We start from the raw sequence: 13,344 nt of genomic DNA on the forward strand, positions 1-13,344 counted from the left end.
ATTCGTTCTCAACACTTGCAAGAGGAATATTTTTCGGATCTCTCTGACAGTATTTTGACAAATAAGGCCCTGAATCAGGTATGATCGAAGATAGATGTGGTCCACATTACAGGTTTTTCATTCTGAATCTTCCGACAGGGAATTATTCTCTCTTCCTGAGGCTTTTTCTTGGAAGACTTGTATGCGCACTGTTCTTGTTTCCGATTCCAGGATTCATCCAAATCCGGAAGATCTCCCGGCTCATTGGGAAGTGAAATCCGGTTACGAAGCATACCGACTTCTCCTTGAAATTATCTCCGGCTTAAGATCGAAATTGTTCGGAGAGACGGAAGTCCTTTCCCAGTTCAAACAAAGATTTCAAGAAGTACCCGATCTTGCTTTCGGAGATTATTTGGCAAAACTCAGAGACAATCTGATCGAGGATTGTAGGACTCTTCGCTCCGGTTATTTGCAAAATTTAGGCGAACAATCTTACGGTGGTTTGGCGGATAAATATTTATCCGAGGCTTCCAATCCTCCGAAAGAAATCACACTGTTTGGGACAGGCCAGCTTGCTGAAAAAATCCTACCTTGGCTTTCTCATTCCAATAGAAAGACCAAGATCGTTGGACGTAATCCTAATCGGTTGGAATTTTTATCTTCTGTTTCCGGTTCCACTTCTCATTTAATGGAAGACTGGTCTCCGAATGGAGAAGCTTGGGTGATCGCAGCTCCTATGGATTTTTCCGCTTGGATGGATAAATTGACCCCAGGGACCTTGGTTCTCGATTTCAGAGAAGAACCTTTGGAAGGATCTTGGCCTACAGATATCGTATACATTTCTTTTGCAGATATGCTTTCTTCTTTGAAAGAAACGGAAGAAAGGACTAAAAAAGTGAAGGAAGAATTAAAATCCGTCTTAGACGAGCTTCTGGAAGAAAGAGAACTGGAAGCTCATCAAATTGTATTCGGTTGGGATGACCTACCTTGTCCGACGTTTTAAGAATCGGTTCCCGAAAAAGTTCCCTCGCAAAATTACAGACCTGCCTCGTACATGATCACTTGCGCAAATTGTATCCTGAGTTGGAGCTCCAACTTTTTTTCAAGGAAGCAAGTGGGGACCAAGATCTAAGCACTCCTCTCTGGAAAATGGGAACTAAAGGTGTATTCACCCAAGATTTAACCAAAGAACTCGTCCAAGGAAATGTGGATGTAGTCGTTCATTCCTTTAAAGATCTGGATCTGGAAGGTCACGAAGGCACGGAAATTATAATGGTCCTCCCTCGTGCAGACCAAAGAGATGTTCTGCTTTTTAAAAGATCTTCTTACGCAAATCCTCCGAAAGAAATTAAGATCCATTCTTCTAGTCCCAGGAGAGAATATAATCTTTCCGCGTTTCTTCCGACTGCACTCCCCTCTCGGCTCCAAACTTTGCCGATTAGTTTTCATCCCGTAAGAGGAAATGTCCAAACAAGGATTCGCAAATGGAAAGCGGATCCGGAAGTCTCCGGCCTTGTGGTTGCAAAAGCGGCGCTGGATCGTCTTATTTCCGAAAACTTTTCTTTTTCTTCCACGGAAGAATATTCAGAACTCAGAAAGGAGATCCGATCTTCGATCACAAATGAACTTTTTATGGTTCTGCCTTTATCAAAAAATCCGAATGCACCTGCGCAAGGCGCGCTTGCTGCCGAAATCCGAAAAGGCGACGAAAAGACGAAAAAACTTTTGCTTCCGCTTACTAATCCGAAGGAAGAAGAAGCGGTTTTGGAAGAGAGAAAAATTCTCTCTTATTTCGGCGGAGGTTGTCACCAAAAGATCGGAGTTTCCGTGATTTTGGGCGGACCTTCCGATTTTCTATTTGTTCGAGGTAAAACGGATAACGGCTACGAGCTGGATGCTTTCGATAGATGGAGAGGGGAAGAATTGCCGCTGCCTTCTTCCTTGGATCTTATGTTTCCGAAACCAAGACAGGGTTTTAGAATGAAACGTTCTCCTGTCCAAACCTCCGTTCCGAAAGAAAAGTTTTGGTTTGTTTCTCGTGCGGATTCTTTGCCAAAGGATTGGGAATTGCCAGGGACTGATACGATCTTTATCGTAGCAGGAGCAAAAACCTGGGAGAAATTAGCCTCCCGCGATGTTTGGGTGAACGGCTCCACCGACGGTTTAGGCGAAGAGGATGCAAAAGAGATCGTTAGTTTTTACGAATCCGATCCCGACTTCATCAAACTCACGCATGAGGAAAGCGATATTATAGAAGGTGTCTGGAGAAGATTCGTAACTTATAAAGTGGATTTCGATTCGGAACAGCCTGATCTTTCCGGATATTCCCACTTTTTCTGGATGAGTGCTTCTCAATTCGATCGTGCTTATAAAAAAAATCCGGAAATCGGTTCTCGTATCCATTCTTGCGGGACGGGAGCCACGTATAAATATATTAGAAAAATATTAGGTTCGGATGCGAAAATTTTCGCATTTCCGAACTTTGAATCCTGGGAAAAGGCCTGCAAAGGTGAAGTCCTGGATTTCGGTACAAAAAGAGGTGTTGTATGAGTTCCGAGAGTTTGTTGGGCCTGAGAAGAAATCGCCTCAATGCCCCGCTCAGAAATTTGGTGTCTTCGGAGAGTTTGAATCCTAAAAAACTAGTCCAGCCGATATTCGTGGCGGAAAGTCTGAAATCTCCCGAAAAAATGTCCTCATTACCGGGAGTATTCCGAGATAGCCAAGAATCCATTCTTTTCCAGATCGAATCGGATTTGAAGAATGGTGTGGAACATTTTCTTCTATTCCTGGTTCCCGAGAAAAAGTCGGACGATTCTATTCCTAAATCGTTTTATAAAAATGTAATAGGTAATATTAAGTCCAAATTCCCCGAGGCGTTTCTTTGGGTGGATACTTGTCTTTGTTCTTTGACCACTCACGGTCATTGCGGGCTTTTGGATCCGAAAGGTAGAATAGACAATGTAAGTTCCGTCAATATACTTTCCGAACTTGCGCTTTGTTATGCGGAGTCCGGTGCGGACGGAATTTCTCCTTCCGATATGATGGATGGAAGAATTAGAAGTCACAGAAATATTCTGGACTCCAACGGTTTTCAGCATGTTCCGATCATGAGTTATTCCACAAAATTTAAGAGCCATTTTTACGGTCCGTTTAGAGAAGCAGCAGAGTCGGCTCCCGGTCATGGGGACCGTTCTTCGTATCAGATCGATGTGAGAAACAGAGAAGATTCCATTCTTTCTTCTGTCAGAGATACGGAAGAAGGTGCGGATCTTTTAATGGTTAAGCCGGGCATAACTTCGATCGATCTGATCTTGCCGATCAAAGAACAAACGGGTCTGCCTGTGGGCGCCTACCAAGTGAGCGGTGAATATGCATCGATTGCAATGCTTGCAGAAAATGGATTTTGTAAATTTGAAGATGCACTTAAGGAAACCTGGCAAGTGTTCTCCAGAGCCGGCGCTTCTTATCTGATCACTTACGCAGCAAGAAGAGGAAAGGAGATTTTAGGCTGATGTTTCCAAGTTCTAAGGAACTTTTTGAAAGAGCAAAAAAAGTAGCACCGGGGGGAGTACATTCTCCCGTTAGATCCTTTCGTTCCGTGGGAGGAGATCCCGTATTCTTCCGATCCGGAAAAGGTGCGAAACTTACGGATGTTTCCGGAAAAGAATATATAGATTATTGTTTAAGCTTTGGGCCCTTGATCCTAGGTCATAGAGACGAAGAAGTCCAAAAAATCGTTTCCGAAACCGCAGATCTTGCCTGGAGTTTTGGGGCCGCGGAACCTTATTCGTTAGAACTTGCAGAATGGATCGTTTCCAAGATCCCTTGGGTAGAAAAGATCCGATTTGTGAACAGTGGAACCGAAGCGGTAATGAGCGCATTACGTGTGGCCCGTGCGGCAACCGGTAGGGATAAGATCCTAAAATTTGACGGATGTTATCATGGTCATTTGGATGCATTGCTTGTAAAAGCGGGCTCAGGACTTGCGGGAGAATCTTCTTCCGATAGCGCCGGGATCGGTTCCGAGCTGATCAAAAACACATTGGTTCTTCCTCTAGACGATGAAAAAGCGGTAGAGGAACTTTTTGCAAAAGAAGGCAAAAATATCGCCGCATTAGTGATCGAACCTCTTCCGGCAAATTACGGTTTATTGATACAAAGAAAAGAATTCTTATCGAAGATCGTCGAGATTGCTAGAAAACACGGAAGTCTTGTTCTTTTTGACGAGGTCATCAGCGGTTTTCGTGTGGGCCTAACCGGTATGAGCGGTGAATTGGGGATTGCACCCGATCTTGTGACGTACGGCAAGATCATCGGCGGCGGATTTCCTGTCGGAGCCTATGCTGGAAAAGCCGACTTATTGGATCTGGTCGCTCCTCAGGGCCCTGTTTACCAAGCGGGAACATTGAGCGCTAGTCCTTTCGGGATGAGGGCGGGTCTTGCTACATTACAAAAATGTGAAAAAGAAAATGTGCATGCGGTTTTAGAAAATCGCACCAAGTCTTTTGTTTCCGGGATGGTCTCTATTTTAAGGGAGAGAGATCCGGAGGGAGATTGGGATTCCAGTATACATTCTTCTCTGTTTTGGTTCCATAAAAGGTCCCCTTCCCCGATCCGCACTGTGGATAAAATCCCTGCGGGCCATAAGGAAGGTTTTACAAAAGTTTTCCATGCACTTCTTTCGGAAGGAATTTATCTGGCTCCGTCCGGTTATGAAGTCGGTTTTTTGAGTTATGCTCATTCCGATAAAATACTTTCCGAAACATTGGAGAAAGCGGATTCCGCATTAAAAAAATTGAAAGTATGAAGATCTCAGACTCTAAAAAGATCGTTTTACCGGTTATCTGGGTCTTGACCACGGTTTCACTCGGGGTCTGGTGGCTTTTTTTGGGATTAAGACAAAATAGAATGGCGACCGAACTTGCATCTCGTTTGGGTTCCAAGATCGAAAGCGATTTTTTAGATAAACTCGAAAGACAAAGTTCCATGATCAAAATGGAAGGCACCTTTTTTCTCTTCTTGTTAGTAACCGGCGGTGGAACTTTAATTTGGCTTACCTTCCGAGAAGAAAAAAGAAATAAACTCATTCACGATTTTTTTTCCACTGTTACCCATGAAATGAAAACTCCTTTGGCAAGTCTCAGATTACAAGCGGAGAGTTTATTGGAAGAAGGTGTGGATGCGGGAAAAGACAAACTTCTTCATAGATTATTAAAAGACTCCGATCGGATAGAATCCCAGATGAACAAGGCGCTATATCTGGCGAGCCTCATGAGATCCGAAGGATTATATTTAGAAGAGTTGGACCTCCGACACTGGGAAGAAAGTCTAAGAGAAGAATGGTCCGAGTTGGATATCCAAACGGAATGGAAAGAGACCAAAGTGTTAGCGGATAGAAGGGCCTTAGAAAGTATTTTCAGAAATCTTTTAGAAAACTCTGTCCAACACGGAAGGGCCACAAAAGTAAAAATTCTTTCCGAACCGATTTCCGGAGATAAGATCAAATTCAAATTCGAAGACAACGGAAAAGGTTTCTCCGGTGATTTTAAATTATTAGGAAGATTATTTTTAAGGCATACAAGCACTAGCGGCACCGGTGTAGGATTGTATATCGCCGAAAAGTTGGCTAAAAGAATGGATGGGAGCTTCTCCGTTCGAAATTCCGAGTCGGGAGGATTTTTAGCGGAGTTGGTCCTCCCCTCTTATTCTTCTCAAAGGAGAAGTGGTGCATGAAAGCGAAATTATTATTAGTGGAAGATGACCGCTCTTTAGGTGAAACTTTAAAGGAACGGTTGGAAAAAGAAGGATACGAAATGATATGGACCGTTTCCGCTCAGTCCGCAAAAGTTTTAGCCGCTGAATCCAAACCGGATCTGATACTTCTAGATGTTCGTTTGCCGGACGGAGATGGATTCGAGTTGGCGGAAGAATTAAAATCCAGAAAAGATTGTCCTCCATTTTTGTTTTTAACCGCACATTCGGGTGCGCCGGAACGTTTGAAGGGATTCGAACTTGGTGCCGAAGAATTTATACCCAAACCTTTTCACTTAAAGGAATTGCTGATCAGGGTTAAACACGTATTAGAATCTCATAAACATTCCATAAAACAGGCTAAATATTCTTACGAAGGTTACCTTCTGGATTTTTACGGATATTGTATTCATACACCTTCCAAAGAAGAGATCCATCTTTCCAAAAGAGACTGCGCTCTTTTGAATTTTTTAGTGGAAGAAAGAGGAAGAACGGTCAGCCGAGATGAGATCCTGGACCGCCTTTGGGGAGAGGAAAAATTCCCCACAAATAGAACTATAGATAATTCCATTGTTAGATTACGCCAAGCCTTCGGAGATAGAGGCGAAGATGCGATCCGTTCCGTGAGAGGAGTCGGCTACCAATGGATCGGAGACTTAAAAAATGTCTAATACTAGATTCCAAGCTGCACTTAAGTTAGAGCCTCAGGTGACTCCTCCGATTTGGATGATGCGCCAGGCCGGACGTTATCACTGGCATTACCAAAATTTAAGAAAGAAATATTCTTTCGAAGAGTTATGTAAGGTCCCAGAACTTGCGGCGGAAGTGGCTTTCGGTCCCGTGAATGATTTCGATTTTGATACTGCCATTTTATTCTCCGATATTCTTTTTCCTTTAGAGGCATTCGGAATGGGATTACGTTTCGGGGAAGAAGGCCCTAAGCTAGGTTGGCATCTTTCTACGGTAGAAGATCTGAATCGGTTTTATCCATTGGAACAAGCGGTGGAGTTTATGGGATTCCAGAAGGAGGCGGTGATCCGAACCAGAAAACGGATCCCGAAGGATAAATCCCTGATCGGGTTTATAGGCGGGCCTTGGACTTTGTTTTGTTATGCTACTCAGGGTAAACATGATGGAAATCTAATACTTCCAAAAGTTTCTGCGGAACTGAGGGAGGGTTTTTACGAGAGAATCCTGGCATTATTAAAAGAGAATATAAGGCTTCAATTGGAAGGTGGCGCTGAGATCGTGATGATCTTCGACACAGCAGCGGGGGATGCTTCTCCAGTATTCTTCCAAGAGGCGATTTTGCCAACCATCCAAGTTCTGGTAGAGGCGTTTCCCGGCAAAATCGGTTATTATGCTAAAAATCTGGCACCAGGTTCTTTGCAGTCTCTTAGGGAAGTTTCAGGTCTGACCGGTTTTGGGATGGATCATCGAACCGACATCGTCGGCTTTCTAGGAAACGGATCTCATTTTGTGCAAGGAAACTTCGATCAGGCATTATTATTCATGGAGTCCGGAGAATTTAAGAAATATTTAAATCGTTGGATCAGACCTTTCTTAGAATTGATCCCGGAAAAAAGAGCGGGATGGGTTTGCGGTTTAGGGCATGGAGTCCTGCCAAAAACCCCGGAAGCGAATATTAGAACTTTCGTAAATACCATCCGTGAGGCCTTCGTATGAATTCCAAATCCGATTTGATCCGAAAATACGATGTTCCGGCACCTAGATATACTAGCTACCCCACCGTTCCTTATTGGGAAGATAATCCTACAAGAGAAGAATGGATAGATGCGCTTCGAAGAAGGTTGGTCCCTGACGATTCTGCCGTAGCCTTGTATCTTCATATTCCTTTTTGCGAGACTCTTTGTTCTTTCTGCGGATGTAATACTTCCATTACTAAGAATCACTCTGTCGAAGATCCTTATATAGAAACGGTATTACAGGAATTCCGAAAATACCAGGAGGAGCTTCCCGAACTAACTAAACGGGAATTGAGGGAGTTACATTTAGGCGGAGGCTCCCCTACGTATCTTTCCGAATCCAATTTAGAAAGTTTGTTAAAGCCACTTTTAGATTCTTGGAATGTATCCGATTCTCCCGAATTCTCTTTGGAAGTGGACCCGAGAAGGACCAGGCTTTCCCAGCTGGAAATACTGGCAAAGTACGGATTTAGAAGGATCAGTTTGGGGGTCCAGGATTTCGATCCGGAAGTGCAAAGATTGGTAAATCGGATCCAACCTTTTGAACTGACGGAAACAATCACTCAAGGTGCTCGTACGTTAGGATATCATTCCGTCAATTTCGATCTGATATACGGTCTTCCTAAACAAACGAAAGAAAGTATGAAGGAAACGATCCGAAAAACTTTGGACCTTAGGCCGGATCGTATCGCATTCTACAGTTATGCTCATGTGCCTTGGATCAAAGCGGCGCAAAGATTATTCACGGAAAACGATCTTCCTAAGGGAGAAGAAAAAAGGGAACTGTATGAGATCGGCAGAGAACTTTTTTTAAGCGCCGGATATAAAGAAATCGGAATGGACCATTTCGCTTTAGAGTCGGATTCGCTATACGCAGCTTATCAGAGTGGAAATCTTCATCGAAATTTTATGGGTTATACCACCAAGTCTACCGACTTACTTTTAGGTTTGGGGGTGTCTGCAATTTCGGATAGTTGGGATTGTTTTTATCAGAACGAAAAGATCCTGAAAAAATACCAAAGAAGAATTTCGGAAAACGGACAGGCAATACTCAGGGGACATAAATTAAATTCGGAAGATCTAGTTCATAGAGAACTGATTCTAAAACTTTCCACTCTAGGAAAAGTAGAGGTGCCGGAGCCGATTTTTGAAGAGGTTCGCCTCTATTTGGCCAGTATGGAAGACGATAATTTAATCGAGTGGAAAGGAAAAACCCTTGTTTTAACGGACCTGGGAAAACCTTTCTTAAGGAATGCATGTACCGGCTTGGACATGCGTTTGAGGAGAAAAAGTCCTGAAACCAAGGTATTTTCTCAGTCTATTTGACTCGCTTTCTGAAATATTCGGGTCCAATAGCTGTTTCTTCCTTTAGAAAGGACTCATTTGGAAATTAATTTCTTTTCGTCCAATACTTTGGGGACTTTAGTGGTTTAACACTTTTTCGCTTTTGAAATGTTATCTTTACATTTAAAAAAAATAATCCCGATCTTGTTGATCGTTTTTGCACCTATAGGTATTTTCCCGGTCACCGTACTTTTGAGAGAAGGCGGAAAGGTAAATGGGGAAATCATCACACAAAATCAACATTCGGTCCTTCTTCAAACAGAATCAGGAAAACGTAAAATAGATAAAGACCTGATCCTTAAAATCCTTTTCCAAGAAGTAAACGACGATGAAGAGGAGAAGATCCGTAAAGAGGAAGAGGACAAACTCGCAGCGGAAAAAAAGGAAGAAGAAGACAAAGAAGCCGCTCAAAGAAAATTAGAGGAAGAAAAGCTAAAAGAAGAAGATCTGAAAAAACAAGCCGCAGCGGAAGAAGAAGCACGTCGACAGGAAGAACTTCGAAAGCAAGAGGCAAAACGTCCTCTCAATGCACTCATGAGATCCGCCGTCGTTCCCGGTTGGGGACAATATTATACGGATAGAAAGTTCCAATCGCTCCTCTACCCTACCTTATTCGCAGCCGCAGCCTTCGTAGCTTACGATAAGTTCAGAGTATACAGAACTTCCGTAAAAGAGTATGGCGATCTAGGAAATCCATACACGAAAGAAAGTCTGACACTTGCGGCTCTCGGTCAGGCACAAGCGGCCGCTACCCCTTCTTTATCCCCCATCGATGCATATTTAGCGAATCAATCCAGTCAAGTTCAGTTAAAAAGAGAAGAGGCTGACAAAAATTTCAGAGAGTATCAGGGCGCCTTATACGTGTTAGGTGGAATTTACCTAATTAACCTGATCGATTCTTATGTGTTTGCAAATTCTATCAAATCGGTAGTCCAGTTTTCAGACGGTCAAAGTAAGGGGATGGTAATATCCGCGATACCGGCAGGCGTCGGAGCGGGTAGCGGATTTTCCAGTAACGGGACCTACTCCGGAATGGAAACCAAATATACTATGGGTTACAGATTCGAATTCTGATCTTGATAAAAACTTTTCCTCCTTTTGGAGGAAAATCTAGGATTTTATTGCCAATAGTTTCTATTCCATTACTTTGTATCCGTGGCGAAATGGGTTCCGGATCATATAGTAATCGGCGCTGGCTTTACAGGCCTTCTGCACGCATTCCTTTCCTTAGAGAAAGGTGAGTCCGTATTAGTGCTGGAAAAAAAAGAAAGTGCCGGGGGGTTGATCCGCTCTGTCCGTACGGAATACGGGATCGTAGAAAGGGCAGCCAACGGTATTCTGAATTGTTGGGAGTTGGAAAACCTCTCTTCTCGATTGGGACTGGATATTTTATTCTCCAATCCTGCATCTAAAAAACGTTATATATTCTCGGACGGGAAGATGAAAAGAATGCCTCTTTCCGTTTTCGAAATAATCTCTCTGGCATTTTCCGTTTTGACGGTCCCTTCCCAACCTATCCCGGGAGAATCCATTTACAAATGGGGTAAAAGGGTCCTGGGCGAAAAAACGCTTAGCAAAGTGTTGGAACCTGCGTTAGGCGGAATTTACGCGGGCGATCTGGATGTAATGTCTGCGGAATTTGTGCTTGGAAAATTTCTTCCGGAGCAAGCTCCTCTTTGGAAAAACATTCTACATCTTCGAAATTCTAAAAAAGGAAAGCCGAAACTCCTCCCAGGAAGAAGAGGGACCGTAAGTTTTAGAGGAGGTATCGGGACTTTACTTGGAGCTTTGGAAGCAAGAGTGTCTTCTCAAGGAAAGATCAAATACAATCAGGACATCGCTAGCTTAAAAGAATTGAGAGCGACTTATCCTAAGTCCAAGATCACTATCGCAACGAATCTTGGCACCGCATTGAAACTTTTAAAATCGGAATATAAAGAATTCAAATCCTACCAAGGAATGTTGGATACATTGCCTATCGTAAGCGTGACCCGTTTCGGAAAGGATTCCATCTTAAACGGAAAAAAAGGATTCGGAGTCTTATTTCCGAAAGATCATAAAAGTTTTTCTTCCGAATTGGGGATCAGATGCAGAGGGATCTTATTCAACGATTTTATATTCGCCGGTAGGACTTCCGAAGGGGTCCACTCCGAAACTTTTATCATGGGGGGAGCGGGAGACAGGGAAATTTCCTCCAAAACGGAAGAAGAGATCATCTCCGTAGTGGAAGAGGACCGTAAAAAACTATTTTCCGAAAGCGGAGTTCCTTTGAATCATTATGTGACTGTTTGGAAAGATGCACTTCCTGTATATGGGCCCCAACTTCACGCATTTAATCGGGACCTGGACAGAGTTCTTCCTCCCGAAGTCAGAGTGGAAGGAAATTTTAGGAGCGGGATCGGTCTGAAATCCATTCTGGAACGGGCCTTCTCCCTTTATCATCCTGATCTTTACGCTTGATCCGCCTTAGTGTGCGAATTTATTTATTAGAATTCCTTTAAGCTCTTCTAGATCCTTTTTGATCCAGTCGGAATCCTCTTCGAATTTTTCGGGAGTCATACCTTCCGTTTGGAATAATGTAAAGATCAGCTCACTCCCTTCTCCGTTCTCAATGATCCTTAGAGGATTATAGGAAATATTTTCAGGACTAAAGATCACATAATGATCCAAGATCCCGTAAGGATTTGTATCCGTAAATTTTGCGGTGAGTTGTCCCATGGGGGAATCGATAGACCATTCTCCATTTCCTAATGGGGAAATCGATTTGCATAAGCCGGAGGCCCATTCCGGGAAATATTTAGGTTCGGAGAGATATTCGTAAGCGACCTTTTGGGCGACGGGGATAGTAACGCTAATATGTTTTGTATTCTTTGTCTTGGACATTTGTTTACTTTGAAAGTCGATCGATCTTTTTCTGGATACTACTTTTATCGTGAGATGTTTTTGCAAGCGAAAGCGCTTTACGAAAATTTTCTTCCGACTTGGATCTATCTATATCTAAATACAATTCTCCTAAAAGAGCAAAATAAAAATGATTTTCTATTAGGTTTAATTTTTCTGCTTCGATGATCGCTTCTTCTTTACTATTTGCTTTGGAAAGTGCGTATGTTCTATTTAAAGCGGCAATCGGAGAATATTGTAGCTGAAGTAGGCGATTGTATAATTGTAAAATATTTTCCCATTTTTCTTTGGTATCTTCCTTTTGAGTATGCCAGTACGCAATTCCTGCTTCCAGATGATATTTGGTGAGCAAGGTCCCGCTTGCTGCTTTGTTTAGGAAAATTTCTCCCTTCGCAATTAGATCATAATTCCAAAGGTTTGTGTCCTGGTCTTGGTAAAGGATCTGTTCTCCTTTTTCATCTTGCCTTGCTTCGAATCTGGAAGTGTGAAAACACATCAATGCAAGAAGTGCGTACACTTGGGGTTTGTCTGTGACCGTATTCTCCACTAGCATGCTGCAAAGACGGATCGCTTCTAAACAAAGATCTTTTCGTAACGTTTTGTTTTGGCTGATGGAATGATACCCTTCATTGAATAATAAATAGATCGTAGAAAGTACCGAGCCTAACCTGCCTTCTATCTCGTCCGATTCCGGAAGTTCGATCCGGATCTTTTCTTCTCTTAATTTTTCTTTCGCTCTGAATAGCCTCTTATTGATCGTTTCTTTATTGGTCAAGAATGCATCTGAGATCTCTTCTATCCCGAAACCGCATAAGATCCTAAGAGAAAGTCCAACTTGCGCCTCCGGGGAGATGGAGGGATGGCAGATTGTAAACATCATTCTGAGTTGGCTATCGTATATATTTTCCGGAGAAAGATCTATCTCGGGCTCGAAAGATTCCGATTGTGATTTAGTGAGTTCAGGGAGGATCTTATTTTGAAATACAGAATTTCTTTGCAGATAATTTTTGGCCTTATTTTTTGCCACTGCATATAACCAAGCGGTTGGGTTTTGTGGGTTACCTTTGACCCCCCAGGTCTCGGTTGCGGTTAAGAAGGTCTCGCTTGCTATCTCTTCCGCAATTTCCAATCTTTCGAAACCTATATGTTTGCAAAGAACGGAGACAATTTTAGCATATTCATTCCTGAATAGATGAGGCAATGTCTCCGGGCTTTGCATAAGACTCGTGCGCAATAAGTGACGGTTAACGTGTATTGTCCACACCCACGATCTTTCTTACTTCCACACTATTTCCGGGTCCGTTCAGAATGGGACATGCCTTGGCTATATCCGCCGCCTCTTCGAAATTTTCGGCTTTGATCGTGATAAATCCTGCTATGGATTCTTTTGTTTCGGCGAATGGTCCGTCAGTAATGATCTGTCCGGATTTGATAACTTTTCCTTCCGTGGATAGACCTGTGCCGCCTACGAATTTGTTTTGAGCGGCAATTCCCCCCACCCAGTCCTGGTACATTTTCATATACACTTGCATTTGTTCCGGAGACGGTTGCGCCTCTTTCGTGAGTAGATCCAGCCGCATTAAGATCAGGTATTCGTCCATATTTCTCTCCTATGGAAAGGTGATTTTATTTCTAGATCAATTGAGTTTAGAGAAATTGGACA

Annotated in this window: 13 protein-coding genes; 10 read left to right on the plus strand and 3 right to left on the minus strand. The window is 43.0% G+C overall.

Annotated elements, in window-relative coordinates; translation table 11 throughout:
- Positions 1-94: 94 nt before the first annotated feature.
- From LEP1GSC192_RS10680 to hemG, 10 genes are all read left to right on the plus strand, one after another.
- Positions 95-982 (plus strand): glutamyl-tRNAGlu reductase, encoded by an 888-nt coding sequence (locus tag LEP1GSC192_RS10680; RefSeq protein WP_020770027.1) that lies wholly within the window; start codon positions 95-97, stop codon positions 980-982.
- Positions 967-2,529: a hydroxymethylbilane synthase gene (locus LEP1GSC192_RS10685; RefSeq protein WP_020770156.1), complete on the plus strand. Its 1,563-nt coding sequence runs from the start codon at positions 967-969 to the stop codon at positions 2,527-2,529. Before LEP1GSC192_RS10680 ends, LEP1GSC192_RS10685 begins: the two co-directional genes overlap by 16 nt.
- Positions 2,526-3,491, plus strand: coding sequence for a porphobilinogen synthase (hemB, locus tag LEP1GSC192_RS10690; protein WP_036089784.1), 966 nt, complete (start codon positions 2,526-2,528; stop codon positions 3,489-3,491). The genes LEP1GSC192_RS10685 and hemB overlap by 4 nt, the downstream gene beginning before the upstream one ends.
- Complete coding sequence (locus tag LEP1GSC192_RS10695) at positions 3,491-4,786, plus strand: glutamate-1-semialdehyde 2,1-aminomutase (protein WP_020770112.1); 1,296 nt, start codon at positions 3,491-3,493, stop codon at positions 4,784-4,786. Before hemB ends, LEP1GSC192_RS10695 begins: the two co-directional genes overlap by 1 nt.
- Positions 4,783-5,712 carry a sensor histidine kinase KdpD gene (locus tag LEP1GSC192_RS10700; protein ID WP_020770039.1) on the plus strand — a complete coding sequence of 310 codons (930 nt, stop codon included), beginning with the start codon at positions 4,783-4,785 and terminating at the stop codon, positions 5,710-5,712. Before LEP1GSC192_RS10695 ends, LEP1GSC192_RS10700 begins: the two co-directional genes overlap by 4 nt.
- Entirely contained in the window at positions 5,709-6,401 is a 693-nt protein-coding gene (locus tag LEP1GSC192_RS10705) for a response regulator transcription factor (RefSeq protein WP_020770016.1), read from the plus strand. The genes LEP1GSC192_RS10700 and LEP1GSC192_RS10705 overlap by 4 nt, the downstream gene beginning before the upstream one ends.
- Positions 6,394-7,416, plus strand: coding sequence for a uroporphyrinogen decarboxylase family protein (locus LEP1GSC192_RS10710; RefSeq protein WP_020769992.1), 1,023 nt, complete (start codon positions 6,394-6,396; stop codon positions 7,414-7,416). The genes LEP1GSC192_RS10705 and LEP1GSC192_RS10710 overlap by 8 nt, the downstream gene beginning before the upstream one ends.
- On the plus strand, positions 7,413-8,762 hold the full coding sequence (gene hemN, locus LEP1GSC192_RS10715; protein ID WP_020770162.1) for an oxygen-independent coproporphyrinogen III oxidase: 1,350 nt from the start codon (positions 7,413-7,415) through the stop codon (positions 8,760-8,762). The genes LEP1GSC192_RS10710 and hemN overlap by 4 nt, the downstream gene beginning before the upstream one ends.
- 126 nt (positions 8,763-8,888) lie before the next feature.
- Complete coding sequence (locus LEP1GSC192_RS10720; RefSeq protein ID WP_020770093.1) at positions 8,889-9,854, plus strand: LA_0442/LA_0875 N-terminal domain-containing protein; 966 nt, start codon at positions 8,889-8,891, stop codon at positions 9,852-9,854.
- An 81-nt stretch (positions 9,855-9,935) separates the two neighbouring features.
- On the plus strand, positions 9,936-11,240 hold the full coding sequence (gene hemG, locus LEP1GSC192_RS10725; RefSeq protein WP_020770037.1) for a protoporphyrinogen oxidase: 1,305 nt from the start codon (positions 9,936-9,938) through the stop codon (positions 11,238-11,240).
- Positions 11,241-11,246: 6 nt separating this feature from the next.
- Here the strand turns inward: hemG and LEP1GSC192_RS10730 are convergent, their stop codons facing one another.
- Genes LEP1GSC192_RS10730 through LEP1GSC192_RS10740 form a run of 3 tightly spaced genes read right to left on the minus strand, consistent with a single transcriptional unit; the run spans position 11,247 to position 13,282 of the window.
- Positions 11,247-11,663: a hypothetical protein gene (locus LEP1GSC192_RS10730; RefSeq protein WP_020769957.1), complete on the minus strand. Its 417-nt coding sequence runs from the start codon at positions 11,661-11,663 to the stop codon at positions 11,247-11,249.
- Positions 11,664-11,667: 4 nt separating this feature from the next.
- A complete protein-coding gene (locus LEP1GSC192_RS10735; RefSeq protein WP_020769977.1) occupies positions 11,668-12,900 on the minus strand; it encodes an RNA polymerase sigma factor in 1,233 nt (410 codons plus the stop codon).
- Between the two features lie 25 nt (positions 12,901-12,925).
- Positions 12,926-13,282, minus strand: coding sequence for a YciI family protein (locus LEP1GSC192_RS10740; protein ID WP_020770157.1), 357 nt, complete (start codon positions 13,280-13,282; stop codon positions 12,926-12,928).
- Positions 13,283-13,344: the final 62 nt, after the last annotated feature.

The sequence above is a fragment of the Leptospira sp. B5-022 genome (genome assembly GCF_000347035.1).
In the GTDB taxonomy this organism is placed as follows: Bacteria; Spirochaetota; Leptospiria; order Leptospirales; family Leptospiraceae; genus Leptospira_B; species Leptospira_B cinconiae.

What these genes read in the sequence shown, in the direction of transcription:
- hemB (WP_036089784.1), top strand. Translation starts at nt 2,526, where the DNA reads ATGAGTTCCGAGAGTTTGTTGGGCCTGAGAAGAAATCGCCTCAATGCC.
- hemN (WP_020770162.1), top strand. Translation starts at nt 7,413, where the DNA reads ATGAATTCCAAATCCGATTTGATCCGAAAATACGATGTTCCGGCACCT.
- LEP1GSC192_RS10680 (WP_020770027.1), top strand. Translation starts at nt 95, where the DNA reads ATGTGGTCCACATTACAGGTTTTTCATTCTGAATCTTCCGACAGGGAA.
- LEP1GSC192_RS10695 (WP_020770112.1), top strand. Translation starts at nt 3,491, where the DNA reads ATGTTTCCAAGTTCTAAGGAACTTTTTGAAAGAGCAAAAAAAGTAGCA.
- LEP1GSC192_RS10720 (WP_020770093.1), top strand. Translation starts at nt 8,889, where the DNA reads ATGTTATCTTTACATTTAAAAAAAATAATCCCGATCTTGTTGATCGTT.
- LEP1GSC192_RS10730 (WP_020769957.1), bottom strand. Translation starts at nt 11,663, where the DNA reads ATGTCCAAGACAAAGAATACAAAACATATTAGCGTTACTATCCCCGTC.
- LEP1GSC192_RS10740 (WP_020770157.1), bottom strand. Translation starts at nt 13,282, where the DNA reads ATGGACGAATACCTGATCTTAATGCGGCTGGATCTACTCACGAAAGAG.
- LEP1GSC192_RS10705 (WP_020770016.1), top strand. Translation starts at nt 5,709, where the DNA reads ATGAAAGCGAAATTATTATTAGTGGAAGATGACCGCTCTTTAGGTGAA.
- LEP1GSC192_RS10710 (WP_020769992.1), top strand. Translation starts at nt 6,394, where the DNA reads ATGTCTAATACTAGATTCCAAGCTGCACTTAAGTTAGAGCCTCAGGTG.
- LEP1GSC192_RS10700 (WP_020770039.1), top strand. Translation starts at nt 4,783, where the DNA reads ATGAAGATCTCAGACTCTAAAAAGATCGTTTTACCGGTTATCTGGGTC.
- LEP1GSC192_RS10735 (WP_020769977.1), bottom strand. Translation starts at nt 12,900, where the DNA reads ATGCAAAGCCCGGAGACATTGCCTCATCTATTCAGGAATGAATATGCT.